The organism is Chlamydia muridarum str. Nigg, assembly GCF_000006685.1.
Lineage (GTDB): Bacteria > Chlamydiota > Chlamydiia > Chlamydiales > Chlamydiaceae > Chlamydia > Chlamydia muridarum.
In genome coordinates, this window is sequence record NC_002620.2 from 32,590 (window position 1) to 58,325 (window position 25,736).

Below are 25,736 nucleotides of genomic sequence, written 5' to 3' on the forward strand. Positions count from 1 at the left end.
TCTTCTGTCACATCAGAAGTGTTTCTTGATTGTGGACCGATAGCTCAGTGGATAGAGCATCCGCCTTCTAAGCGGATGGTCGCAGGTTCGAATCCTGCTCGGTCCGAGATGCATGCTTCATTTCCTTTGGGGTTCGCGGCTTTTCTTTCGTGCAAAAAACTTTTGACTCGAGTAAGAATACAAAAAGATCTTTGTGTTTTTGGGGGCTTATATGGATACGCAGTCTGTAGCAGGTCGGATTGTTCAGAGCCAAGGGGCTTTTGCTGTTTCTGGAGACTTAAAAGGGAAATCCGGTGCCCCTTCAGATCTGGTTTTTGACGGACCAMTTCGGACTTTGGACCAGTTGAAGAACGCTCTCATTATTAAAATGGGAGAGGAAAAGGGGTTAGAGATGTATGATCAATTCATAAACTCCTTATTAGTTTCCGTATTTTCCACTATGCGTAGGGGGATGGACCGGGCTCAGCGCGCGTCTAAGCGAATGCGTGCGGCAATGTAGAGAGTAGCAGTGGATATTCTCCATTTCTTAGCGGTTCCTCTTGATGAGGAAGAAATGCAAAAGCTGGCTAATTGCTGTGAAAAGTTTCAGTTTGATGCAGAAAAGTATTTGATTCCGATTCGTTATAAACAGAGTGTTTATTTAGCCAAACCGATAAGAAGCTTCCCTATGACAATAGAAACGTGGGAATTACACGTTCGGCATGTCATGAGTATGTTGAGGCAACAATTTTCTTTTCTTTTGAATCGCGATCCGATCCTGCTCGTTTGTGAATCTAAGCTCGTGATGAGTGAGCGCGTGCTCAATGATTTTGTTAAGATTCCTTAACGGTGCTGAGGTTGAATAAAACTTCTTCGAACATTATCATGGTTGGGTTTAAAGAATAAGAGTTTGCTTCAAGGAGACTTCCCTCTGAAAATCTTTCCCCCAACTGATTCTTTTGTTGTTGATGAGAGGTTAATAGGCCGCTTAGATAAGGGGTTGGTCCTGCATAATAATGCGTATTCTCGAGCTTTTTATCAGCAACAGATAGACCTCGGTCGTGTCCGAGTAAATGGGCGAGTACAAACGCGCGCTTCGTATCTTTTATCTCAGGGAGATTTGGTCGATTTAGAATTGGTGGAAGAAGAGACCCCCTCTTCTTTAACCCCGGAGAATATTCCTTTGGATAAGGTGTATGAAGACAATATGATCTTGGTTATCAATAAACCAAGAAATATGGTGGTGCATCCAGCTCCAGGGCATGTACAAGGAACCGTAGTGCATGCTCTACTTCATGAAATAGGAGAGCGCTTAAAACAAGAGTTCCCCGAGGAGCCCTGGCGTCCAGGAATCGTACATCGTTTAGATAAAGACACTTCTGGGCTTTTGATTACTGTAAAAACACGGCGGGCTAAAGCTGTATATAGTGAGCTTTTTTCCTCTAAGCAGATGAAAAAGATGTATATTGCTATTTGTATCAACTCTCCGGCACAAAAGCATATCCATACACGAATTGCGCGTCATCCCGTAAAACGAAAGGAAATGACTGTGCTTTCTAAAGACACTGAAGGAGGGAAGGAAGCGATCACGCATTGTCATGTTCTTGCTTCCAATGGACGATTAAGTGTAGTTGCTTTATATCCTGAAACAGGTAGGACTCATCAGCTTCGTGTGCACATGAAGCACCTCGGAACTCCCATTCTTGGAGATCCTGTTTATGGTGTTCCCTCCATAAACTTTCGTTATGGTCTTGACAAACAACAATTGCATGCCTATAGCTTGGTTTTTACTCATCCGGAGAGTGCGGAGCGAGTGGAGCTAGTGACAAAGCTGCCCGACGACATGACTTCCTTAATAGAAAAGGAATTTAGAGAAGGTGTCTCTATAGTAGGTGGTTCGTGTGATTGGTTTAAAATCATTAGGTAGTTTTGTTTTTTAAGTAAGAAGTATAAAATTAGATTAGAATTACTATTTTATTTTTCTTTTTCACCTTCAGAAAAAAGCTTGTGTAGGATTTGCTTCGCATGAAAGAGTTTTTAGCGTACATTGTAAAAAATCTTGTTGATAGGCCGGAGGAAGTGCATCTAAAAGAGGTGCAGGGAACGAACACGATTATCTACGAATTGACTGTTGCTAAGGGAGATATCGGTAAAATCATCGGGAAGGAAGGACGAACGATCAAAGCAATTCGTACCTTGCTTGTCTCCGTAGCAAGCCGAGATAATGTGAAGGTCAGTCTAGAAATTATGGAAGAGCGATAAGAGCTCTTGATAGCTTTTTTGTTGCAAAAAGAGATCGATAGGCACTGTTGGCCCGGGAGGTGTGAACTCTAGGGCCCTCGAGGGTTTATTAGACCAGAGATTCTTCTTGGTCGATGGTGGATGCTTCTTTTGCTTTTTTATGGATGGATTTTCCTAAAAGCGCGTCTTCGAATTTTTCAATTTTTGTCTTTCGATGTCCGAGATGCTTGTAAGCATCGAGCAGTTTTTTGATGTACAGAATCGTATATTTTTTCAATTGTCCAAGATCTTTTTGCACGTTACAGCGCTTTTTCTCTAAGGATAGAAGCTCTTTTTCATAAGCATTTTCATCAAAACATAGGATTTTTTTGATTGTTAAAGAAGCAAGTTGTGTAGTTGCTTGTTTATCAGGTGTAGGGAGTGTTCCTAAGAACGGAGCTAAAGCATCTGTGACTGCATTGTGAATAACGCTTGCTGAGGGAGAAGTTTTTCTCTTAGAAAGCATGGCGCGCACAGTGTCATAAAGCTTGTGTTTGATGAATAGGTATTCAAGAGTTTTGTGGTAATGCTCGCGAGTTAACGAATCTTCTAAAATAAGTAATTCTTTTTTTAGGTAGCTTTGGAGAGTTTCTGTTTGTAAGCGGAGGATTTCGCTTACAGAAGTTTCCCAGGGTTTTCCTTGGTAGATTGCTGTTGGACGAGAGGTTAAAACGACCTGACATTCTGTGTGAGCGTATAGGGGTTGCAATAGATCTTTAGCATGGACCCCTTTAGGGAGTTTAATCTCTATATGTGGAAGATCTGTCGAAAAATCTTGGATAGAATCGATCTTAATAATTCCACGTTTAGCTGCGTTTTCAATAGAGCGAATAAGAGTTTCTGTAGTTGTGGATGGGCAGATCTCTTTGATTAACAGGGTTTTGTCGTTAACAATATCTATAGTTGCGCGAAGAACGATAGATCCTAATCCGTCTTGATAGTCCGAGGCATCCATCGAACCCCCAGAAGCAAAATCCGGGAAAAGAGAAAAAGGTTGGTCATTGAGTATGGCTATTTGAGCTTTCAGCAAATCACAAAAATTATGAGGGAAAATTTTTGTAGTCATACCTACTGCAATTCCATCCACTCCATGAAGAAGTAATAGAGGAATTTTTGCAGCTAAAATGTCTGGTTCTTGCTCTCTTCCATCATACGAATCATGAAATGTCATGAGATCTGTGTTAAAAAGCACCTCTTTGGCTAATGGACTTAATCGTGCTTCTATATAACGAGCAGCAGCATGTGGATCGCCTGTTAGGGGATTGCCAAAATTACCTTGTGTTTCTATGAGGAAACCTTTGTTTGCTAAAACAACAAGAGCTTCCACAATAGGCGCATCGCCATGAGGATGTAATGCCATCGTTCGTCCCGCAATGTTGGCAACTTTGTGCATTTTACCATCATCCATACGGAATAAGGTCCAAAGGAGTCGTCTTTGAACAGGCTTGAGTCCATCTAAAACATGGGGGATTGCGCGCTCTAAGATGACATAAGACGCGTATTGTGTGAAATGAGTCTTAAATAGATCCGAGATATTGCTCATAAGTGTGTTTGTCGCTATAGGTTAGTAACTAGATTCTCAATAATAAAGTGCTTCCGCTCTTTCGTATTTTTCCCCATGTAGAACTGTAGAAGTGCATCTAGAGTATCTGCATTGGGGGGAGAGACTGGAGTTAAGCGCATGTCGGGTCCGATGAAAGATTTAAATTCTTTAGGAGAAATTTCACCAAGACCTTTAAATCGAGTGATTTCAAGCGAAGATTCTTTTTTCCCCAGCCGTTCTATGGTAGAGAGTTTTTCTTCTTCTGAATAGCAATAAAACGTTTCATCCTTGTAGCGGACTTTAAAAAGCGGTGTTTCTAAGATGAATAGATGATTTTGTTCGACTACAGGCAGGAAAGTTTTTAGGAAAAAAGTAATCATCAAATTACGAATGTGCATGCCATCAACATCGGCATCTGTAGCTAAGATAATGTGATTATAGCGGAGATTCTGTAGAGAATTCTTATGGAGCCCCAGAGCTGTGGCAAGGTAAAAAAGTTCATCATTTTTATAAATAGTCTCTTCTTTTGAAGAAAAGACATTCATGGGTTTCCCTCGTAAAGAGAAGACTGCTTGTGTGAGCGGATTACGGGAAGCTAGAATAGAGGCAGAAGCAGATTCTCCTTCAGTGATGAAAATAGAAGAATTGTTGCCGTATAAAGAGTTGTCAGTGAGATGGAATTTGCAATCCCTGAGTTTCGGGATTTTATAATGGAGCTTCTTCTGTTTGTCTTTTAGCTCTTGTTTTAGAAACTGAGCATTTTTCCGAGTTTTCTCATTGAGTTTGATTTTTTCTTGAATGCGATCCGCGCTTGACGGGTGCTTTTTTAATGTAAGGATCACCGCTTCTTTCACACGTTTAGCTAGATCTGCACGAATGTTAGTGTTCCCAAGTTTATTTTTGGTCTGTGATTCAAAAATGGGGGAAGCAATTTTAATGGCAATGCACCCAGCAATGCCGTCACGGATATCTTGAGCAGAGAAATTTTTCTTGAAAAATTCATTAATGCCCTTAACAACTCCTTCCTTAAAAGCAATGAGATGGGTTCCTCCATCAGTGGTTTCTTGGCCATTTACAAAGGAAAAGTATTGCTCTGAAGAGGTTTCTGTGTGGGAAAAAAGAAAGGAGAGATCAGGATGTTGGAAAGCAATAGGAGGATAAAGAAGGGGTGTTTGAATTTCCTCTTCGAAAAGATCTGCTAACCCAAGCTTAGAGACAAAGGTTTCTCCATTATAAAGAATTGTGAGACCTGGATGGAGATAGGTATATTGACGTATTTTCTTTTTTAAAAATTCATCATGGAATGAGAAATTTTCGAATAATTCTTTATCAGGAGAAAAGGAAATTTCTGTGCCATCAGCATCTTGAGTGTCTCCTTGTTCGGTATGCAAAAGGATGCCTTTAGAAAAAGATGCTTTGAGAAATTTTTTGTTCCGCACAGAACGGACAGAAAAGTGTTGTGATAATGCGTTAACCGCTTTAAGCCCTACACCATTTAGTCCAACAGAAAAATGGAAAACATCTTGGTTATACTTTGCCCCAGTGTTAATTTTGGAGACGCAGTCAATAACCTTACCTAAAGGGATCCCTCGGCCTTCATCTCGAATGGAAAGTTTTTGTGAGTCTCCAGTTATAAAAATAGTATGCCCATGTCCCATGACAAATTCATCAATAGCATTGTCGACCACTTCCTTGAATAAAGTGTACACACCATCTTCGGATTGAGAACCATCTCCAAGTCTTCCAATGTACATTCCTGCACGGAGGCGAATATGATCTAGAGAAGCTAAAGAAATGATGGAGGCTTCTGAGTACGCAGTTTTTTTTCGCATAAAGTTCGTAGAATTGATAAGAGTTTGATGTGAGTTCTAATTGCTAAGAAAACAAGCAGCTAATAGTTATGCTCTCTTTAGAAAAATAATGTAAGACATAGTATTTCTTTCACTTCTCATTAGAGGGGTAGATAGTGAGATTCTGGACTCTAAAGAAAATGTCTTCTTTTAACGTTTTTTCTATTTTAGGCTCTAGACTACAAAAATTTTTTCAATGAGGTAACGCGAGAGCTATCAAAAATATTGGTATAAAATTAAGAAACTAAGAGAGAATAGGCCAACCAAGAGAGGAAGCTGAAGGAGCAAAGCGGAACCGCAATGGTTAGGGAAGGGGAAGAGCACATAGACGAGGAGTTTTCGTTGGGTGTTATCGGCGTAAGTTATCGCGAGACTGCGTTGCAGCAGCGAGAACAAGTCCTCCAATTCTTACAACAAGCTCAGCTTTCTTTTTATCCAAAATTTCCCCAGGAAGAAGGGCGTAGCGTTTTGTTATCTACTTGTCATCGTGTGGAGCTATACGGCATGGCTACCGAGGCGATCTTTTCTACTTTGGAGAAAGAAATTCGGGAAATGGGAGCTATCCCCTACTTTTATCGGAATCAGGATTGTTTTTCACATTTGTTTTGTGTAGTAGGAGGTATGGATAGCTTAGTCCTTGGAGAGACTGAAATTCAAGGGCAGGTGAAGCGAGCCTATTTACAAGCTATTGAAGAGCAAAAGCTTGCATTTGCTCTTCATTTTCTCTTTCAAAAAGCACTGAAAGAGGGGAAAGTTTTCCGAACAAAAAGAAGCTCGCCTTCTACAGAAATTACCATTCCAGCTTTTGTACAGCACGAGTTGCAGAAACAAAAGATGGCAAGGAGCGCATCTTTGCTGTTTATGGGATATTCTGAAATCAATCGTTCTGTAGCCTATTATCTACAAAAGCAAGGGTTCTCTCGCATTACATTTTGTTCTCGTCAGCCACTTTCGCTTCGATCTATGGATCAAGTATTGCGAGAAGAGGTGTGTTTTCAAGATCCTTATCATGTGATATTTTTGGGTTCTTCTGAACTGCGGCATGCTTTTCCTAGATCGCTCTGGGAAGGTGTGTGGGATTTTCCTGGACGGCTGGTTTTTGATTTTGCAGTTCCTCGTGCTCTCCCTGTACAGCCAGCTTGCCGTGATCGTTATATCGATATGGAACAGATTAGCGATTGGTTGAGACAGCATCAAAAAGAAGTCTTCCCATTGCAACTCGATAGTTTGAGAGAGGTGGGTTATCGTTATTGGGAATCTTTGAATAGAAGGCTTGCACGGCGTCGTTATGCAAGCGTGTGAGCCTAATCTCGGATGATTACAATGCAGGTTTTTCCCCCGAAAAGAATGCCGATATGTTAAAGGTCTGTAACTGACCTTTCAATGGAAATCACAAACTTCTTCTATTTAGTTCCAGACTTTCTAAAGCGTGAACTTTCAAGTTGATTTTATTTATGTATTAAATGTACGTTGCACCATTCAGCCTTTCATTCAGAAGCTTGCAGATTCCTGGAATAATGGAGTGCAAAGCCTTTATAGAAAGCTGGGAAGGGGGAGATCTGTTAAGCTGCGCTTGACCTAAGAATAAAGACCAAAGAGAGCTTCTCTTAAGTTTTCTTGGATACATACTGTTTCGCATATACACATAAATGATTCGTTGGGAGGCCTATTGCGCATATGGTCAATATAGGGACCACCCCCGATGAGCGTATTTTGTGGTAATGAAGTAGTGGGATAGGTCTTTAGAAATCAAAAGAACAGGTTAAGGATTCCTTATTTTTTTCTGAAATTCTTTAGTGCTTTAAATTGAAAAGGATGGCAGAGAAAACGGGAAAGGCACTACGGCTAAGATGAGAAATCGTTTTTCTTTTTAAAGTAGGTATTGGCATAACTCGGCGTAAGGTTAACCGGCCTTATTCCATAGGGAGAGGAGTATTTTGGACTCAGAGCTCTCAGTTAAAGATGAGCACGTGAACACATGTTGGAAAAATTGATAAAAAATTTTGTGGCTTACATGGGAGTTGCTTCTGAGTTGGAACTCGATGCTGATGGATCCTATGTGCTGCCGATTAGCGATCTTGTGCGGATGCGTGTTCGTCAGAACGCTGATGAGGAAATTATAATCAGTGCGTTTTTGGGAGAGATCCCTGCATCTATGGATATAGAAAAAGCGTATGCTCGAATGATGGAAGGCAACCTGTTTGGTCACGAAACCGGAGGAGCTGCCTTAGGGCTTGATAGTGATGGGCATGCAGTGCTTGTGCGGCGGGTGCCAGGAGAAGTTTCTCAGGAAGATTTTGCAAATTACATAGAAAGTGTCCTAAATCATGCTGAGGCATGGTTAGAAGATTTAGGACTCAGTAAAATGGAGCAAGAGTAAGGGATGGGTATACGCTTAGTTGTTGATAAAGGGCCCTTGTCTGGAACCGTCCTTATTTTGGAAAACGGGACGAGTTGGTCTCTTGGAAGTGACGGCAAAGCAAGCGATATTTTATTGCAAGATGAAAAGCTTGCTCCTGCTCAAGTTCGCGTTACTTTAAAAGATGGCGAATATTACCTAGAAAATTTAGATGTTTCTCGGCCAGTCCTGGTTAATGGAGTCGCTATTACAGCTCCGACCCTATTAAAAGAGGGAATTCCCTTCGTAATGGGAAGCTGCGAGTGGTCATTTTTTAAAGGAGAAGAAGTAGAAGGAGATATCGAGTTATCGTTCCAGACAGAAGAAAACGGCGGAGAAGCGGAACAGCAAGCGCAAGGATCTTCTCAAGTTGAATCAAAAACGAACACAGGACCTCGAGGCCATTCTTCAGGAGCTTCGTCTGCAGACGGAGTTTCAGCTTCTGCAGCAGAAAAAGAACAAAAGTTAGCGGAATCCTTTTTAGCTTCTGTTGAGAAGGGGACAGGAGCTGTACAAGAAGACTCTAATAGAGAAGTCTCTTTGCAGGAAAATCAACAAGCTGCTCCCGCAAAAGAGAAAATGAATCTCGAGCTTCCTTCAGTAAATCAAGAACAACCAAAACAAGCTACTCCATCAGGCAGTGGTGAACTAACTCAATCTCAAAACGTGAGTATGGAAGAAAACAGACCATCACCCGATCAAAATCAGCAGCCTCAGCTTTCTTCTGATTCGGAACCAGATGCTAAAGGTGCTGAGAATCAAGAGCAACTTTCACAATCTTCTTCTCCATCTCAGGAAAATCCGAAACAATCAGAAGATTCCAGTAGCGCTACAAAAGAAAGTGTTGCAACTCCGGAAGAGAAACTCCCAGAGGCGGAAGGAGACAATTCTGCATCGAGCGAGGAAGAAAAGATTGAAGAAGAATCTTCCGAAGGAGAATCTAATGAGGAGCAAACGGTAGAAGCTCCTGCAGAAGAAGAGAAAAAAGAAGAAAAAGGAGAGGTTCTAGCGCCTTTCAATGTGCAGGATCTTTTCCGATTTGATCAAGGTATTTTCCCTGCAGAGATAGAAGATCTTGCACAAAAACAAGTTGCTGTAGATCTCACTCAGCCTTCTCGGTTTTTATTAAAAGTACTTGCTGGGGCTAATATTGGTGCTGAGTTTCATTTGGATAGCGGGAGAAGCTATATAGTCGGAAGTGATCCTCAGGTTGCTGATATTGTTCTAAGTGATATGAGCATTTCTCGCCAACATGCGAAAATTATTATTGGCAATGATAGCTCTGTTCTCATTGAAGATTTAGGCAGTAAGAATGGCGTGATTGTTGAAGGCCGGAAGATAGAGCATCAGTCTACTCTTTCCGCCAACCAAGTTGTTGCTCTAGGAACAACATTGTTCTTACTTGTTGATTACGCAGCTCCTTCTGACACAGTAATGGCTACCATTTCTTCTGAAGATTACGGGTTGTTTGGTCGTCCGCAATCTCCAGAAGAAATTGCTGCAAGAAAAGAGGAAGAGGAAGAAGAGAAAAGAAAGCGGGCAACATTACCAACAGGCGCTTTTATTTTGACCCTATTTGTAGGAGGTCTAGCACTCCTTTTTGGAATAGGAACAGCTTCTCTATTCCATACGAAAGAAGTAGTTTCTATCGATCAAGTAGATTTAATTCATGATATTGAGCATGTGATTCAACAGTTTCCAACTGTACGGTTTACCTTTAATAAGAATAACGGGCAGTTATTCTTAATTGGTCACGTAAAAAATAGCATCGATAAGAGTGAATTGCTTTATAAGGTAGATGCCTTGCCTTTTGTCAAATCTGTTGATGATAACGTGATTGATGATGAGGCTGTATGGCAAGAAATGAATATTTTGCTCTCCAAGAAGCCTGAGTTTAAAGGGATCAGCATGCTGTCTCCAGAGCCAGGAGTTTTTGTTATCAGTGGGTACTTGAAGACAGAAGAGCAAGCGGCATGTCTGTCAGATTACTTAAACTTACACTTTAATTATCTTTCGCTATTGGACAATAAGGTTGTTATAGAAACGCAGGTAATCAAAGCGCTTGCAGGGCATTTGATACAGTCTGGTTTCGCAAACGTCCATGTTGCTTTTACCAATGGTGAAGCTGTTTTGACTGGGTACATTAACAATAAAGATGCGGATAAGTTCCGAGCAGTTGTGCAAGAGCTTCAAGACATTGCTGGGATTCGCGTGGTAAAGAATTTTGTTGTTTTGTTGCCTGCAGAAGAGGGTGTTATTGATCTGAATATGCGGTATCCAGGGCGTTATCGGGTAACAGGTTTTTCTAAATGCGGAGATATTAGCATCAATGTTGTAGTGAATGGGCGTATTTTGACCCGAGGCGATGTTTTAGATGGAATGACAGTAACAAGCATTCAACCACACAGTATCTTTTTAGAACGCGAAGGGTTGAAATATAAAATTGAGTACAATAAATAGGCAGTTCAAGGTTTATCTAATTCTTTCCAGGTAGGAATAATTTTATGTTTAATATGGAAAATTCGGCAGCTAAAGAAAAAACAGCCGCTCGTCAGCAATTGTTTGATTTAGAACAAGATATGCATGATTTAACGAAAGCCCATGAAATTAACACTAATGTACAGAGTAAGGTACAAAAGGTGACAGCTTCTCTTCGAGAAGGGGCTTCTAAAGAGTCTTTTGAGAAACAACATACATTGCTTGCGGGATATGTAGCTCTTCAAAAAGTGTTGGGACGTATCAACCGTAAAATGGTGTAATGTAAACGATAAAGGAGAGAGTATTTATGGCGAAAAGTTGTTCGGCTTTGAATTTCAATGAGATGTCGGAAGGTGTATGTAAATACGTTCTAGGAGTGCAACAGTATCTAACAGAATTAGAGACATCCACGCAAGGAACTGTAGACTTAGGGACGATGTTTAATTTGCAATACCGTACGCAAATTTTGTGTCAATATATGGAGGCTTCATCCAACATCTTGACAGCAGTGCATACAGAGATGATCACTATGGCAAGATCTGCTAAAGGAAGTTAATTAAAAAAATAGGAAGGGTATGGTCATGGCGAATTTAGATGCATTTAGGGAAGATTTTGCGCTGTTTTTTGAAGCAGGACTGGTTGCTATCAAACAAGGAGATGAGGTTAGTGCTCAAGCTTTGTTTCAAGTATTACACGTGTTAGATCCTGAACATACAGCCTACGAAGTAGGAAATGGATTAATTCATTTACATAAGATGGAGTTAACGCAGGCAGAAAGTTTATTTCGTGTTGTAGTTGAAAAAGATCCCGAGAACTGGAGTGCAAAGGCATTTTTATCATTAACATTAATGATGATTGTGCTTCATCAAGGAAGTTCTTTTGAAGTGCGCAGAGAAAGTTTAGAGCAATGCTTGCGTTTAGCTGATCAGGTATTAGAAAATTGTAAAATAGAGTCCACAAAAGCTTTAGCAAGGTCTGTTTTGGATTGGCATGACGAGTTAGTTGCTAAGAGTTGTGGTCCTTTGAATTAAATTAAGGGAAAATTGGAGTGGTGCATGATAGATCCTCTGACACTTTTTCCAAATTTTGATGGAGATAAGGAGAGTGCTGTGGTTGACAAGCCTTCAGCATCTCCTATGTCTAGCGAATTGAATAAGAATGTTGCTTTATTTTCGCTAGGAGGAGGAAATGTAGCAATGGATTCGGGAGTTTCTGCAGAGAAACCATCTTTAATGGCAATGATGCAGGATAAAAATTCGCAGCTGATCGATCCAGAATTAGAAGAAGCTCTTAATTCCGAAGAGTTGCAAGAACAAATTAATTTATTGAAAAGTCGTTTGTGGGATGCGCAAACACGAATAGAGAATCAAGATCTAGATAAGCTTACCTCAGAGCATATCGATGCTTTAGGGACTATTATTGATTTGATTCATGGAGATTTTCAATCGATTGCTGAACATACACAACAAAGTATGGATCAGGCTAACAATAAAGAGAAATCCATTACGCGTAAGGTTGTAGATTGGGTTTCCTCAGGAGAAGAAATTCTGAATCGGGCTTTATTGTATTTGTGTTCTCGTAATGGAGAAGGAGAATCGCTCGCGGATTTCTTAAAAGTTCAGTATGCTGTTCAAAGAGCTACACAGCGATCCGAGTTATTTGCCAGTATTTTAGGAGCCTCGGTAAGTAGTATAAAAACGATCATGACAACACAATTAGGTTAACATGAAAGAGCTAACGACCGAGTTTGATACGCTCATGACTGAATTGCCAGAAGTTCAATTGACGGCAGTTGTTGGGCGTATTATCGAAGTTGTCGGGATGTTAATCAAAGCTGTCGTTCCGGATGTTCGGGTGGGCGAAGTTTGCCTGGTGAAACGTCATGGAATGGAGCCTTTGGTAACAGAGGTTGTCGGGTTTACGCAGAACTTTGTATTTCTCTCTCCTTTAGGAGAGTTATCTGGAGTGAGTCCTTCTTCTGAAGTGATCGCCACGGGATTGCCTTTGCACATTCGAGCAGGGGCAGGACTTTTAGGCCGTGTATTGAATGGTCTTGGAGAACCTATTGATATAGAGACCAAAGGACCTTTGGAGAATGTCGATTCCATTTATCCCATTTTTAAAGCTCCACCAGATCCTTTGCATCGAGAAAAATTGCGTACGATTCTATCTACAGGAGTGCGTTGTATAGATGGAATGCTTACTGTTGCCAAAGGACAAAGAATCGGGATTTTTGCGGGAGCAGGGGTCGGAAAATCTTCTTTGTTAGGCATGATTGCTCGTAACGCAGAAGAAGCCGATATTAACGTGATTGCGTTAATTGGAGAGCGGGGACGAGAAGTTCGGGAGTTTATAGAAAATGACCTTGGTGAAGAAGGAATGAAACGTTCCGTCATTGTGGTATCTACTTCCGATCAATCTTCTCAGCTTCGATTGAACGCTGCTTATGTGGGAACAGCTATAGCAGAATATTTTAGGGACCAGGGTAAGACAGTTGTGCTTATGATGGATTCTGTGACCCGGTTTGCTCGAGCTTTACGGGAAGTAGGGCTCGCAGCTGGAGAGCCTCCTGCTCGTGCTGGGTATACTCCTTCCGTATTTTCAACATTGCCCAAATTATTGGAAAGAGCGGGAGCTTCGGAGAAAGGGACTATCACGGCATTTTATACCGTGTTAGTTGCTGGGGATGATATGAATGAGCCGGTGGCTGATGAGGTGAAGTCTATTTTGGATGGGCATATCGTGCTTTCCAACGCGTTAGCTCAAGCTTATCATTATCCTGCGATTGATGTGCTGGCTTCTATTAGCCGATTATTGACTGCAATTGTTCCTGAAGAACAACGTCGAATTATTGGTCGTGCTAGGGAAGTCTTAGCGAAATATAAAGCGAACGAGATGTTGATTCGTATTGGGGAATATCGTCGAGGGTCTGATCGTGAGGTAGATTTCGCGATTGACCATATTGATAAATTGAATCGTTTCCTCAAGCAAGATATTCATGAAAAAACAAATTATGAGGAAGCTGCTCAGCAGTTGAGAGCAATATTCCGGTAAGTTTGGAAAATAGTAGGATTGTGTGGTTAGATATCCTTTAGAACCTGTCTTATCCATTAAGAAAGATCGTGTTGACAGGGCAGAAAAGGTTGTTAAGGAGAAGCGCAGACTTTTAGAGTTAGAACAAGAAAAATTGCGTGAGTGCGAATCTGAGCGTGATAAAATTAAGAATCACTATATGCAAAAAATTCGTCAACTTCGTGAGCAACTGGATGACGGAACTACTAGTGATGTGATTCTTAAAATGAAGGCTTATATCAAAGTTGTAGCTATACAACTTGCCGAAGAAGAAGAAAAAGTCAATAAACAGAAAGAAAGTGTACTGGCAGCAGCAAAAGAATTAGAAAGGGCTGAAGTAGAGCTAACGAAACGACGCAAAGAAGAAGAGAAAACGCGATTGCATAAAGAAGAATGGATGAAAGAAGCTCTTAAAGAGGAAGCTCGCCAGGAAGAAAAAGAGCAAGATGAAATGGGGCAATTGCTTCATCAGTTACGTAAGCAAAAACAACGGGAATCTGGGGGGAACTAATTTATGGAAGTAAATAAAACGACAGAATCTTTGTTTAGTGCAAAGGTTGAGCATAATCATGCACAGGCAGAATCTCATGAGCCAAGAGATCAAAGAGATGTTAAGGTATTTTCTTTAGGAGGAAAATCTTCCTCTAAACAAGAAAAATTAGACCATGGATCAGGAAGAACCTCTTCGCGTCATGAAACTTCAAGAAGTTCTAAGGAAGGTAGTATTGAAGATAAGTCTGCAGAAGTTTCTTCTCGAGAAGAAGAGGAGGAAAACAGAGATGGATTCTTGTCTGGAGGTAATTTAACTGCAGGAGTAGCTTTTACTGATACACCTATGGCTGTAGCTAGCGAAGTGATGATAGAGACCAATGCTGTGACCATGAGTCAAATTGATTTGCAATGGGTAGAACAGCTTGTTTTATCTACAGTAGAATCCTTGTTAGTTGCTGATGTAGATGGAAAGCAATTAGTAGAGATTGTTTTAGATAATAATAGTACAGTGCCAGAGGCTTTCTGCGGAGCTAATTTAACCCTAGTGCAAACAGGGGAGGATGTGGCTGTTACTTTCTCAAATTTCGTAGATCAGGATCAGGTTGCAGAAGCTATGCAACTGGTTCAACAGAATCCCGAGCAATTAACTTCTTTAGTTGAGTCTTTGAAGTCTCGTCAGTTAAATTTAACAGAGTTAGTTGTAGGTAACGTAGCCGTTAGCCTACCTGTTCTTGAAAAAGTAGAAACTCCATTACACATGATTGCAGCGACTATTCGTCATCATGATCAGGAAGGAGACCAAGAAGGTGAAGGACGTCAAGAACAACATCAAGGTCGCCAGCAAGAGAAGAAATTAGAAGAAGCTCAGATATAAGGTATTCCCATGGCAGTTGCAGCAGAGCCTAGTAGTAATTGGTTGAAAGCTAGAGACGAGTTACTAAGTTCTTTGCAAAAACAGGACGAAGGGAGTTTCTCCCTTCCTGTTTTCCCAAAGCAGGAGTGTGAGCAGAAACTGAAAGAGAAATTCCACTTAGAAGAGGTGGAACTCTCTTTTGAGTCGCAAGGGCTCTTGTCTGCTGCACCTGCTGTGCAGGAATACGGAGAGCATGTTTTGCTTCAGCCATTTTTGGCAAATCCCTTTGAATCAGGAGAGTTTTATATTGTTTCTTCAGAAGAAGATTTGCAAGCATTGATAGGGACCATTTTTAATGATAGTTCCCTAGCTTCTTACTTCTATGAAAAAGATCGGTTATTGGGGTTCCATTACTATTTTGTTGCCGAGATCTGCAAGCTTTTGCAAGAGGTCTCTTGGATCCCTTCCATGGCAGTGAAGGTAACAGGGGATGTTGCATTTTCTGCTCGTGCTTTAGAAGGGGACTATCATGTTGTGCAAGTCACTTGTCGTTTAGATAGCTCTTATGTGCGTTTTTCTGTTTTGGTTCCTGACACAACAGCCCAGAGTGTCTATAAATTCTTAGAAGAGAAGAATCAGACTTTCGATATCCAAAAAATCGATATGCAAACTCCTGTTACTCTCTCTGTAGAAGTAGGGTTTTGTCAGATCTCAGAAGAAGATTGGCACCAAGTTGTTCCCGGCAGTTTTATTTTGTTAGATGCTTGTTTGTATGATCCAGATACGGGCGATGCGGGAGCTTTCTTATCGATTCAGCGTACTCGGTTTTTTGGTGGACGGTTTTTAGACAAGCAGTCGGGAGATTTTAAAATTACTGGATTGCAAGAACTTCAGCCAGAAGATGCTCCTGAGGAACACAGCGAAGGAGGCCCAGCAGCTCCTTTACCATCCGCGACAAAAATTGTTGCAGAGGTTGCTCGCTATACTCTTTCTGTTGGAGAATTTTTGAAGCTAGAACCCGGAAGCATTTTGCATTTTGAAGGCATGCATCCTACTTTAGGGGTAGATATCATTCTGAACGGGGCTAAAGTGGGTCGTGGCAATATTATTGCTCTGCAAGATGTGCTAGGAATTCGAGTTTTAGAAGTATAAGACCTTTCTGTTAACAAATCATTCTGTAATAGAGGGGGAGAGCCTCTAGTCTTTGGGAAAGCAATAGGAAAGTTCCTGGAGTAGAAGCTTTGTATTCGGGGAAGAGATCATAGCGTTGTATCAGTTTTTATGCTTGAATTAGGCGTATCGTTTCCTTCCAAGACTAAATATCTTCTGACACGAGAACTTAGTCGTAAGGTAGGCTTGACTGTCTATCAAGGAGTGGATGAGAGTTCTTCTCGTCCTGTGGTGATCAAAGCATTGGTATCTCCAGGGATTCATGACCAGCGTTTTCTTCGTGCTTTTGAAGAAGAAGCTAGGATTATGCAACTTGTAGATCATCCGGCATTTGTTCGATTAGAAGAAAAAGGTGAGTGGGAGCAAGGACGTTATTTCGTTTCTGAATATATTTTAGGGCATTCATTGCGAGATATTATCCTTTCATCTCATCTCGCTTTGGATAAGGCAGTTTCTATTGTTTTACAAGTAGCGCAGGCAATAACGGCTCTTCATAAACATCATGTTTTACATCTCGATATTAAACCTGAAAACATCATGATTTCTCGGTTGGGAGAGGTCAAGTTGATCGATTATGGGCTTTCAGCCTGGCAATTTAATCATTGGGGTTCGCCTGCATATATGAGTCCCGAACAGAGCAGGCAGGAAAAGCTATCTCCCGCATCCGATGTGTATGCTTTAGCTTTGTTAGCTTATGAGCTGATTATGGGGCAGCTTTCTTTAGGAAAGGTCTATTTATCTTTACTCCCCGTAAAGATTAGTAAAGTGTTAACTCAAGCATTGCAACCAGACCCAGAAGCACGGTTTCCTTCTATGCAAGAGTTTGCTACGGCTTTGCAAGATTATCTTATGCATGATGTGCACGAAGATTATCGTAAAAAAGATCGCGTAATCATGCAGTTTGAACAGTTGCAGCAACAAAATATGTGGCTGGCTCCAGATAAGCTTTGCATGCCGGAAGGGATGGCTCTGCACATTTATTCACAAAAAGAGCCCTGTGATTTACATAATGTTTACTATGATATACTTAGGTCTGAGGATATAGTAGAATTGTGGTTCTGTTATGCTCAGGGGCACTGTAGTTTTGCTCTTAGTATGATCAAACAGTTTCTTAATCAGCGAACAGAGAAAGCGCAAGATATCCCAACAGTAATAAAAACATTGGATACTCTTTGTAAAACAATGCATATTCCGCTTTGTGAAAAAGGGATTTCCTGCTGCTGTTTTATATTTTTCCAACAAGAACTCATGTGCTTTTCTTGTGGGAAAACTGATTTCTCGTTAAAAAAGCAAACGAGGGGAGTGCAACGTTTTCAAGCGGAATCGCAAGGAATAGGGGAAGAGGGACCCCTGGAGATCCACAAACAATCTTTTTTGTGGGAACCTGGTGATGAGCTTATCGTACACACCCCGAGGGCTAGAGATTTGGTATATTTATACTGTCCTTCTTTCCTGAAGTTGCAAGATAGAGGGCAAATGGATATATTCTGCCAAACAGATTACCTTCAGAAGGAAGTGAGGCAGAAGTATGACGGAAGTCTTTATCCTTCAACACTTATCAGCTTAAAAAGAGTCCGGTGAACATAGTGACGTCGAAAATAGGAAGCAAGATTTTAAGAATCATTCAAAATAACAAGAAATTAGGCCTCTTGTCTGCGTTAATTGTTCTAGATGCAGCGTTGTTAAGTGTGAATTCACAGTCTGGCGAGAGCTTAATTAACCAGTCAGCTTCTTTGCAGAACTATCGTGAAGTAGATCAGCAGGTAGCCGCGTGTCCTAAGAATAGCACGAGACACTCAGTGGGCAAGAGTTCTCCTGGATCTAAGCCTGTGGTGGGGCCTACTCCATCTACACGGCCTACATCGGTTAAAGCTGCTCCAGCAAGGCCTCAATCTCCTGTAACGCAAACTCGCCATTTCAAAAAAAATCACCAGATTTTTTCTCCTAATTTTACGCAAGCAACAGATAAGCCTGAAGAAAGAAAACGCCCTGCAGAGCCGAGACGTTTACAGGGAGCAGTTAGACAGGCTGCTGCTATGAAGGAGAAAAAAGCTCTTGAACAAGAGATATCCAAACAAAATGAAGAAGCGTCTAAACTCTGGGAAGAGAAACAGAATTATGCGCGTCGTGCAGTAAATGCGATTAACTTCAGTGTAAGAAAACAAATCGAAGAGCAGCATAAATCCGTGTCTAATAAAGGAAACGGACATTCTCAATCTGGAAGAAAAGATCCAAACACATCCGAGGATCTTTCCATTAAAACGATACAAGATAGCTCCCATGACCAAGATGAAGAGAAAAAAGTTCTGGAGCGATTGAACAAGAATTCTCTTACTTGTCAGGATTTGAAAGAAGTTGGCTATACCGTCAATTTTGAAGACATTTCTATTTTGGAATTGCTGCAGTTTGTAAGTAAGATTTCCGGAACAAATTTCGTTTTTGATAGCAATGACTTGCAATTCAATGTAACGATAGTTTCTCACGATCCTACTTCGGTGGATGATTTAGCAACGATTCTATTGCAAGTTTTGAAGATGCATGACTTGAAAGTCATGGAGCAGGGGAATAACGTATTAATTTATCGCAATCCGAAGCTTTCACAACTGTCAACAGTAGTGACTGATGGCTCTGCCAAAGATACTAGTGAAGCAGTAGTGGTTACACGAGTATTTCGTTTGTATAGCGTAAGTCCTTCTGCTGCGGTAGAAATTATTCAGCCGTTACTTTCCCATGATGCGATTATTAGTGCTTCCGAGTCCACTAGACATATTATCGTTTCGGATATAGCAGGAAATATCGAAAAAGTTCGAGAGTTGATACAGGCATTAGATAGCCCTGGAGCGTCTATTGATATGTCTGAGTATGAAGTGCAGTTTGCTAATCCTGCTGCATTAGTTAGCTATTGTCAGGATGTCCTTGGAGCAATGACGGAAGAAGAGGGCTTCCAAATTTTTATTCAGCCAGGGACGAATAAAATTTTTGTTATTTCATCTCCAAGATTAACAACGAAAGCGATCCAATTATTACAATCTTTAGATATCCCAGAAATGGCGCATACATTGGATGATGTGACGAGCCCTGCGTCTGCTTTGGGTAGCTCTGGATCCGCTAATCCTAAGAGCATGCGCTTTTTCATGTATAAATTGAAATATCAGGATGGATCAGCTATTGCTCAAGCGATCCAGGATATTGGGTATAACCTTTATGTGACAACGGCGATGGATGAAGATTTCATCAACACGTTGAACACGATTCAATGGTTGCCTATTAACAATTCTATCGTTGTGATCGGAAATCAGGCTAATGTGGATAAGGTTGTTAGTCTGTTGAACGGATTAGATCTTCCTCCAAAACAAGTGTATATTGAAGTTCTCATTTTAGAGACGAGTTTAGAAAAATCTTGGGACTTTGGGGTGCAATGGGCAGCTCTTGGAGATGAACAAGGAAAAGTAGCTTATGCTTCTGGTTTGTTGAGTAACACAGGAGTGGTGGATCCTTTGCGTAATCAGACTCCTCCCGTTGCTCCAAACCCAGGGAATATCTCGTTGCCAACTCCAGGTCAATTAGCTGGCATCAGTGATATGATGTATGGATCTTCTGCATTTGGATTAGGAATTATTGGGAATGTTCTCAGTCATAATGGGAAGTCTTATCTAACGTTAGGAGGATTACTAAGTGCCCTAGACCAAGATGGTGATACAACAGTGGTGCTTAATCCAAGAATTATGGCGCAAGATACGCAGCAAGCGTCCTTCTTTGTAGGCCAGACAATTCCTTTCCAAACAACGAGTACGGTTATCCAGGAAACTGGCTCTGTTACACAAAATATTGAATACGAAGATATCGGAGTGAATCTGGTCGTAACATCAACTATTGCTCCTAATAATGTCGTTACTTTGCAGATCGAGCAAACGATTTCTGAATTGCATTCAGCGCAAGGAGTTCTCACTCCTGTAACGGATAAAACGTTTGCTGCTACAAGATTACAAGTTCCTGACGGATGTTTCCTTGTTATGAGTGGGCATATTCGAGATAAACTCACAAAAATTGTTTCTGGGGTGCCATTACTCAGTTCTCTTCCTCTAATCAAAGGACTCTTTAGCCGAACAATCGATCAGCGCCAAAAGCGCAATATTATGATTTTCATTAAGCCAAAAGTCATTAGTAGCTTTGAGGAAGGAACAGTCTTATCCAACTCGGAAGGATATCGTTATAATTGGGAAAGTGAAAGAGGATCTTTAGAAGTTGCTCCTCGTCATGCTCCCGAATGTCAGAATGCTCCTAAGGTTCAGACAGAAAGTGATTTTAAAATGCTAGAAATAGAAGCAGAATAATGATATAAAGGTTGCAAGTTGGTATTCTAACGCCATGGAATAGCTTCTGACTCTGGTGTTTGTTGCACAGGGGGAAGCCAAGATGGGCTGGAGTTAGCCGTGTCTCCAGTTCTCTTGGCTTTTTGTAAGTTAGCCTAAATAGCTCAGTTGGTAGAGCAACGCATTCGTAACGCGTAGGTCGTCGGTTCGATCCCGGCTTTGGGCATGCCTAGGTAGGGTATTGATTACGATAGTTGCTTAGATATATTGTTCATGTAACAAGCCGTCAGTGTCTAAGCATGAAAGAGGAAAGTCATTCCTTCGTCCTCCTTTTTCAGACTCGAAGGATCAGTCGCTCTGCCTGGGGTTTTGTTGTCTGAGCTCGTATCTGGGCGATTATTTCTTTCTCGATCGTTTTATTTGCAGGGTCCTGATTATACAGGGCGAGGTGACCCCGTCGTAGATCCCAGAACATGGGACTCCATAGAGGATGTTTTTCACTATCTTCAATCCATTGCATGCTCATCCCTAGCTGTATCCAGCTTGTGGCATCCAGAGCCTCTTGTAAATCTAAGTAACAAGAATGTGTGAGCATTCCTATAGAACGCAAGATTCGATTTTTAATTTCTGTGGAATTTTCTTTTAGTAGTAGGTTGCGCGCTTCTGTTTCTGCAGATAAAATTTTTGATACCACAAGCCTTAAGGAAGAGAGGATTTGTTCTTCAGATACTCCTAATGAACAAATATTTGATAAACAAAGAATATCACCTAAAGATTCTTGTGATAAAGGAAGCAAAGAAGAACAAGCGAACTCGCGTTGATGGGGGACTAAGAGTTCAGATAGTTTGTTTCTATATCTAAGCGCAGGAACATGGATAAAAGCCCGAGCTACAAGCGCAGTTCCGCAACGTAAAGGATCTGTAGTTAGAAAGCCAAAATCTGGAGAAAATGCAAAAGAAAGCGATTGTTGCAAGCGTATATCCAGATCTATTAATTTTTGTAGTAACATTTCTGGCTGCCAGACAAAATCTATTCCGTGTAGCACCAAATGATCACGAAGATTAATGCCTGCTAATAAGGTCCCTGCTCGATTGACAATAAGCGCTTCGCCTTCTAAAGAGCCACTTAAATCATAAGGACAAAGATAATGCTCTAATAAGCATTCTCGTTGCCAGATGGGTAAATCTTTGAGTGGCAGAACAAAAAATTCTTCTCCCTCAATATTCGAAAACTCTTTGGCAATGGTTTCTAAAACATCGCGTTTGTTTTCTTTGGAAAGACAGGGCACAAATTTGGAAACAGAGAGATTTCTTGATAAAGAGAGTGTGGAAATAGGACGAAACGTTTCTGCTTTAAAAGAGTGTTTGACTGTTGTGATATCTGTGAGAATTTGGTTAGGGAGCATCGGTTGTATTCTGATTTTTTAGCTGATTAATTTGATCACGAATTTCTGCAGCTTGCTCATAATCTTCTCGTCGTAGAGTCTCTTGTAAGGCCTCATGTAAAGCGATCAGACGCATAGCAGGATTAACAGTAGGTTTTTCTATATTTCCTAAAGAACGCCCGATATGGAAGTTATTGGTTTTGTCTGCAGTATAGGATGAAATGGCTTGATAGCGTAAGAGCCTGGATAAAATAAGAGATTTGAAAGTTCTATAGCATAGAGCGCATCCTAATAAAATCTCATCCGTGTCGCGGATACACCATTTAGTTTTACAATTGCCACATTCTAAAATTAGGGTTTCATTTGTAGGAGAAGCGAGGACCGTTTCTCGATCATAATATCGAGAAGGGTATGGGCAGTTATTGCATACATAACATCGCGAAGTGATGTTTTCAGAAATTTCTGTAAAACAAATTGTTGCTGGTTGCTGGCAGTTATAACAAAGAGCAGAAGACTCTTCTGAGGGGTTCATACCGAAAGCCATGTAGATACAATGAAGTACTTTCAGCAATAACAGAAAAGATAAAGGAAGGAAATATTTTTGATATTGAGGAAAAAAGAAATGGGTCTTGAAGGATTCGAACCTGCGACCCTCTCATTAAAAGTGAGATGCTCTAACCGCTGAGCTAAAGACCCGTATTTCTTTTTTGTAATGACCCCAAGGGGATTCGAACCCCTGTTACCGGAATGAAAATCCGATGTCCTGGGCCAGGCTAGACGATGGGGCCAGGACGGGCTTAATATTACTATTAAACCCCTTTTTTCTGCAATCTTCTTTTTCTTCTAACTCATTTATTTTCAAAGAAAAGTCCGATTGCAAAGAAGCTGTCTATATCGAAGACAATTCAGCTTCTTTTTGTTTTGCGAGCTCTTCTATCTGCTTGCAAAACTTATCTGTGAGCTCTTGAATTTTTTTCTCCAAGCCTTTCACAGCATCTTCTGTTAGACTATCGTCTTTTTTCAACCTATCATTACAAGTACGTCGAATATTACGAATGGAAACCTTAGCTTCCTCGCTCTTACGTTTCAATTGCTTGATTACTTCGCGTCTGTATTCTTCTGTAGGCTCAGGTACATTAATTCGAACCGTAGCTCCTTCAACTATAGGCTGAAGGTTTAAATTGGCTGCCAAAATCCCTTTAGAAATAGCAGAAACGTTCCCTGCATCATAAGGGGAGATTAGAAGCTGTCGCGTATCAGAAACACTGATTGATGCAATATCTGACAACCGCATGGTTGTTCCGTATACTTCAACAGTAACAGTCTCTACCAATGCCGGATGTGCTTTCCCAGTTCTGAAACCACGAATTTCTTTTTGGAAAAACGTTAAAACGCCAGACATCTCTTTTTCCGCAGAAGTAAGTGTCATAGTTGTCCTCCCTCTGTAGAAGATATCACTGTACCAACGGTATTAAAAATGGCTTCTTCCAAGGAATGTTTGGTGAAGCTAAACATTCTAATTGGGATTCCTGCTTCCATACATAAAGACACTGCAGAAGGATCAATCGCGCCCAACCCTTGGGAGAGAAAATCTCTATAAGAGATGTGGTCATACCTTACCGCATCAGCAAACTCTCGAGGATCTCGATCGTAAACACCATCCACATGCATGGTAGCTTTAAGCAAAACATCAACTTTCAATTCACAAGCACGCAAAGCTGCACCAGTGTCAGTTGTCAAGTACGGAGCTCCTGCTCCCATAGTACATATAACAACCTTGCCTTGACTGAGAGCGTCAGATGCCTTTTGCGGGTTATACAACTCTGCCAACTGTGGGCAAGATAAAGTCGATGTTAATAGATTAGGCACATCCTCGGTCTTTAAAGCATCCGCTAATGCCATCCCATTAATCAACGTCGCTAACATTCCCATTTGATCAGCTGAAACCCGATTGATCTGCAGGTTTTGGCTCTGTGATAGCCCTCGAAGGATATTCCCTCCACCGATTACCACCGCAACTTCAACATCCGCATTGCGAACAACCTTAAGTTCTGCAATCAATCGAGAGAGGCGTTCTTCACTGATTTTGTCGCTAGAACTAGCGTCAGAAAGAGCCTCTCCAGAGATCTTGAATAAAACTCGTTTCACTCGTTTTTTCATCATCTCGCCACTTGGTTTTTATGCGCCTATCTTCCAAAAGACAAAGTGCTCAACTTTTAGCGGCTCTCCACTAGCTTTTGCAGCTCTATCAACCAATTCCTGAATAGTAACGTCAGGATCCTTAATGAACGCTTGTTCTAATAAACAAGTCTCTTGGAAAAAGGCCTTAAATTTCCCTGTAGTAATTTTCTCAATTACTTCCTGGGGTTTTCCTGATAGTTGGGAAGAAAATACTTCTCTTTCTCTCTCTAAAACTTCTTGAGGAACGCTTTCTTTACTTAAGAACTGTGGCTGACTTGCAACAATATGCATAGCAATATCTTTTGCTAACGCTTCTTGTTTGTCAGATCCGGAAAGAAAGACCAGGGCAACGGCTTTCCCATTTCCATGAGAATAGATTCCTACACTCTGATTAGAGTTAACAGGTGTATATAGCGCGCGGCTTATACGAATATTCTCTCCGACTGTTTGCATCGTTACAGCTTTGAGCTCTTCTACAGATAAAGAAGGCTCTTGAGAGGACGTTACTTGAGCTAAAGCATCCACATCACTCAGTTTGTTGTTGAGGATGTCGGATAATAAACCTGTAACAAACGTTCGGAAAACGCTATTGTTAGCAACAAAGTCCGTCTCAACATTCACTTCGACGATAGCTGCCCCATGCTCATCAACCGACGCAGCAATGACACCTTCTTTCGTTTCTCGGTGCTCTTTCTTACCAGCAGAGGCAAGTCCAAGTTTTCGTAAGTAAACAACAGCATCTTCTAAGTTGCCCTTTGCATGTTCAAGGGCTTCTTTACATTTTGTCAGGCCTACACCTGTTCGCTGTCTCAAACTCTTTAATGTTTCCATGGAGAAGTCGCTCATCTCAATGCCTCGCTATTATCAGTATCTGTCCAAACTAAGAAACCTTCTTTAGAATTAGCATCATTCTGAGCTTCGTTAGGAAGAGGAAGCCCTTCAACAATTTCTTCCGCAGGTCTTTCTATAGGACGTACAGGGGATAAAATTTCGAAACCTGAACGTTTTTTCGTATCAATAATAGCATCCTTGAGCGCGTTAACAATTAAGCGAATGCTCTTTATTGAGTCATCATTACATGGAATCACATGGTTAATTGGTGTCGGATCACAATTTGTATCAACTAAAGCCATTACAGGAATGCCGAGTTTGCCAGCTTCTGCTACAGCAATGCGCTCGTATCCTGGATCAATAACAACCAAAAGTCCTGGAAGGGAATTCATATGACGAACACCTTCTAGATTATTAAGCAGTTTGCGATGTCTTTTGGCTAACAAAGCGGTTTCTTTTTTCGTAAGAACAGAATTAGAAGACGCCAGGTCTATTTCAATGTTGTTCAATGTTTTTACAGAATTTCTAATGGTTGCCATGTTTGTTAACATGCCACCCAACCATCTTTCTGATGCAAAGAATTCTCCACATTCGATAGCAGCTTCTTTGATAATCTGTTTTGCTTGTTTTTTTGTTCCAACAAACAAAATAGATTTTCCCTGCTCGACAGTTTTTTGAATGCAAGAAACAGCTTTCTTCAATTGAGCCAAAGTTTTGGCTAAATCAATGATGTAAAGGCCATTCTTTTCTTCAAAAATAAAAGGCTTCATTTTTGGATTCCAGCGACTTGTCTGGTGTCCAAAATGTGCTCCGGATTCTAAAAGTTCTTTTAAAGTTAGTTCGCAAGAAAGCACCAAGCTTTGTCCCTCCTCTTAAGTGTTAACAAGGCATCCGAGCAACATCGCTCAAATT

At 41.0% G+C, this 25,736-nt stretch carries 25 protein-coding genes and 4 tRNA genes; 19 read left to right on the forward strand and 10 right to left on the reverse strand.

The annotated features are described in order from the left end of the window. Positions 1–33 precede the first annotated feature (33 nt). From TC_RS00135 to TC_RS00155, 5 genes are all read left to right on the forward strand, one after another. Positions 34–106 (forward strand) — tRNA-Arg (locus tag TC_RS00135). A 105-nt stretch (positions 107–211) separates the two neighbouring features. Continuing rightward, entirely contained in the window at positions 212–499 is a 288-nt protein-coding gene (locus TC_RS00140) for a hypothetical protein (protein WP_020966581.1), read from the forward strand. Positions 500–508: 9 nt separating this feature from the next. Further along, positions 509–826 (forward strand): hypothetical protein, encoded by a 318-nt coding sequence (locus TC_RS00145; RefSeq protein ID WP_010229165.1) that lies wholly within the window; start codon positions 509–511, stop codon positions 824–826. Between the two features lie 84 nt (positions 827–910). Further along, on the forward strand, positions 911–1,906 hold the full coding sequence (locus TC_RS00150; protein WP_029589500.1) for an RluA family pseudouridine synthase: 996 nt from the start codon (positions 911–913) through the stop codon (positions 1,904–1,906). A 98-nt stretch (positions 1,907–2,004) separates the two neighbouring features. Then, complete coding sequence (locus TC_RS00155; protein WP_010229169.1) at positions 2,005–2,241, forward strand: KH domain-containing protein; 237 nt, start codon at positions 2,005–2,007, stop codon at positions 2,239–2,241. Positions 2,242–2,329: 88 nt separating this feature from the next. Here the strand turns inward: TC_RS00155 and TC_RS00160 are convergent, their stop codons facing one another. After that, positions 2,330–3,802, reverse strand: coding sequence for a DNA gyrase subunit A (locus tag TC_RS00160; RefSeq protein WP_010229172.1), 1,473 nt, complete (start codon positions 3,800–3,802; stop codon positions 2,330–2,332). Positions 3,803–3,816: 14 nt separating this feature from the next. Next, positions 3,817–5,634: a DNA topoisomerase IV subunit B gene (locus TC_RS00165; RefSeq protein WP_010229173.1), complete on the reverse strand. Its 1,818-nt coding sequence runs from the start codon at positions 5,632–5,634 to the stop codon at positions 3,817–3,819. Between the two features lie 318 nt (positions 5,635–5,952). Between TC_RS00165 and TC_RS00170 the strand changes: the two genes are divergently transcribed. The 14 genes from TC_RS00170 (at position 5,953) to TC_RS00235 (ending at position 20,654) form a co-directional block, all read left to right on the forward strand. After that, positions 5,953–6,954 carry a glutamyl-tRNA reductase gene (locus TC_RS00170; protein WP_010229174.1) on the forward strand — a complete coding sequence of 334 codons (1,002 nt, stop codon included), beginning with the start codon at positions 5,953–5,955 and terminating at the stop codon, positions 6,952–6,954. Positions 6,955–7,630: 676 nt separating this feature from the next. Then, positions 7,631–8,032 carry a CesT family type III secretion system chaperone Scc4 gene (scc4, locus tag TC_RS00175; RefSeq protein WP_010229176.1) on the forward strand — a complete coding sequence of 134 codons (402 nt, stop codon included), beginning with the start codon at positions 7,631–7,633 and terminating at the stop codon, positions 8,030–8,032. Positions 8,033–8,035: 3 nt separating this feature from the next. Continuing rightward, a complete protein-coding gene (sctD, locus tag TC_RS00180) occupies positions 8,036–10,510 on the forward strand; it encodes a type III secretion system inner membrane ring subunit SctD (RefSeq protein ID WP_010229178.1) in 2,475 nt (824 codons plus the stop codon). Between the two features lie 44 nt (positions 10,511–10,554). Next, positions 10,555–10,809 carry a DUF5398 domain-containing protein gene (locus TC_RS00185; protein WP_010229180.1) on the forward strand — a complete coding sequence of 85 codons (255 nt, stop codon included), beginning with the start codon at positions 10,555–10,557 and terminating at the stop codon, positions 10,807–10,809. Between the two features lie 26 nt (positions 10,810–10,835). Then, positions 10,836–11,084, forward strand: coding sequence for a DUF5407 family protein (locus TC_RS00190; RefSeq protein ID WP_010229182.1), 249 nt, complete (start codon positions 10,836–10,838; stop codon positions 11,082–11,084). A 25-nt stretch (positions 11,085–11,109) separates the two neighbouring features. Further along, positions 11,110–11,559 carry a tetratricopeptide repeat protein gene (locus TC_RS00195; RefSeq protein WP_010229187.1) on the forward strand — a complete coding sequence of 150 codons (450 nt, stop codon included), beginning with the start codon at positions 11,110–11,112 and terminating at the stop codon, positions 11,557–11,559. Between the two features lie 24 nt (positions 11,560–11,583). Further along, on the forward strand, positions 11,584–12,252 hold the full coding sequence (locus tag TC_RS00200; RefSeq protein ID WP_010229189.1) for a hypothetical protein: 669 nt from the start codon (positions 11,584–11,586) through the stop codon (positions 12,250–12,252). Position 12,253: 1 nt separating this feature from the next. Then, positions 12,254–13,582 (forward strand): SctN family type III secretion system ATPase CdsN, encoded by a 1,329-nt coding sequence (gene cdsN / locus TC_RS00205; protein WP_010229194.1) that lies wholly within the window; start codon positions 12,254–12,256, stop codon positions 13,580–13,582. Between the two features lie 22 nt (positions 13,583–13,604). Continuing rightward, entirely contained in the window at positions 13,605–14,111 is a 507-nt protein-coding gene (gene cdsO, locus TC_RS00210; protein WP_010229197.1) for a type III secretion system protein CdsO, read from the forward strand. 3 nt (positions 14,112–14,114) lie between these two features. Next, the gene (locus TC_RS00215) at positions 14,115–14,966 is read left to right on the forward strand and encodes a DUF5421 family protein (protein WP_010229200.1); all 852 of its coding nucleotides are present in this window, start codon (positions 14,115–14,117) and stop codon (positions 14,964–14,966) included. 9 nt (positions 14,967–14,975) lie between these two features. Then, the gene (gene sctQ, locus TC_RS00220) at positions 14,976–16,097 is read left to right on the forward strand and encodes a type III secretion system cytoplasmic ring protein SctQ (RefSeq protein ID WP_010229202.1); all 1,122 of its coding nucleotides are present in this window, start codon (positions 14,976–14,978) and stop codon (positions 16,095–16,097) included. A gap of 129 nt (positions 16,098–16,226) precedes the next feature. Next, entirely contained in the window at positions 16,227–17,696 is a 1,470-nt protein-coding gene (locus TC_RS00225; RefSeq protein ID WP_010229205.1) for a serine/threonine protein kinase, read from the forward strand. Next, positions 17,693–20,449 (forward strand): secretin N-terminal domain-containing protein, encoded by a 2,757-nt coding sequence (locus TC_RS00230; RefSeq protein ID WP_010229208.1) that lies wholly within the window; start codon positions 17,693–17,695, stop codon positions 20,447–20,449. Before TC_RS00225 ends, TC_RS00230 begins: the two co-directional genes overlap by 4 nt. A 132-nt stretch (positions 20,450–20,581) precedes the next feature. Further along, positions 20,582–20,654, forward strand: a tRNA-Thr gene (locus TC_RS00235). A 108-nt stretch (positions 20,655–20,762) separates the two neighbouring features. On the opposite strand, the gene TC_RS00240 is transcribed toward TC_RS00235, so the two are convergent. The 8 genes from TC_RS00240 to rpsB form a co-directional block, all read right to left on the reverse strand. After that, a complete protein-coding gene (locus tag TC_RS00240; protein ID WP_010229211.1) occupies positions 20,763–21,833 on the reverse strand; it encodes a protein arginine kinase in 1,071 nt (356 codons plus the stop codon). Next, positions 21,823–22,344, reverse strand: a complete 522-nt coding sequence (locus TC_RS00245) for a UvrB/UvrC motif-containing protein (protein WP_010229214.1) — start codon at positions 22,342–22,344, stop codon at positions 21,823–21,825. Before TC_RS00245 ends, TC_RS00240 begins: the two co-directional genes overlap by 11 nt. Positions 22,345–22,435: 91 nt before the next feature. Further along, positions 22,436–22,508: transfer RNA gene (locus tag TC_RS00250), tRNA-Lys, on the reverse strand. Between the two features lie 17 nt (positions 22,509–22,525). Then, positions 22,526–22,600 (reverse strand) — tRNA-Glu (locus TC_RS00255). A gap of 101 nt (positions 22,601–22,701) precedes the next feature. Then, complete coding sequence (frr, locus tag TC_RS00260) at positions 22,702–23,241, reverse strand: ribosome recycling factor (RefSeq protein ID WP_010229219.1); 540 nt, start codon at positions 23,239–23,241, stop codon at positions 22,702–22,704. Continuing rightward, a complete protein-coding gene (gene pyrH, locus TC_RS00265; protein WP_010229223.1) occupies positions 23,238–23,975 on the reverse strand; it encodes a UMP kinase in 738 nt (245 codons plus the stop codon). The genes frr and pyrH overlap by 4 nt, the downstream gene beginning before the upstream one ends. A gap of 15 nt (positions 23,976–23,990) precedes the next feature. Continuing rightward, positions 23,991–24,839 (reverse strand): translation elongation factor Ts, encoded by an 849-nt coding sequence (gene tsf, locus TC_RS00270; RefSeq protein WP_010229226.1) that lies wholly within the window; start codon positions 24,837–24,839, stop codon positions 23,991–23,993. Then, positions 24,836–25,681 carry a 30S ribosomal protein S2 gene (gene rpsB / locus TC_RS00275; RefSeq protein WP_010904264.1) on the reverse strand — a complete coding sequence of 282 codons (846 nt, stop codon included), beginning with the start codon at positions 25,679–25,681 and terminating at the stop codon, positions 24,836–24,838. Before rpsB ends, tsf begins: the two co-directional genes overlap by 4 nt. Between the last annotated feature and the right edge of the window lie 55 nt (positions 25,682–25,736).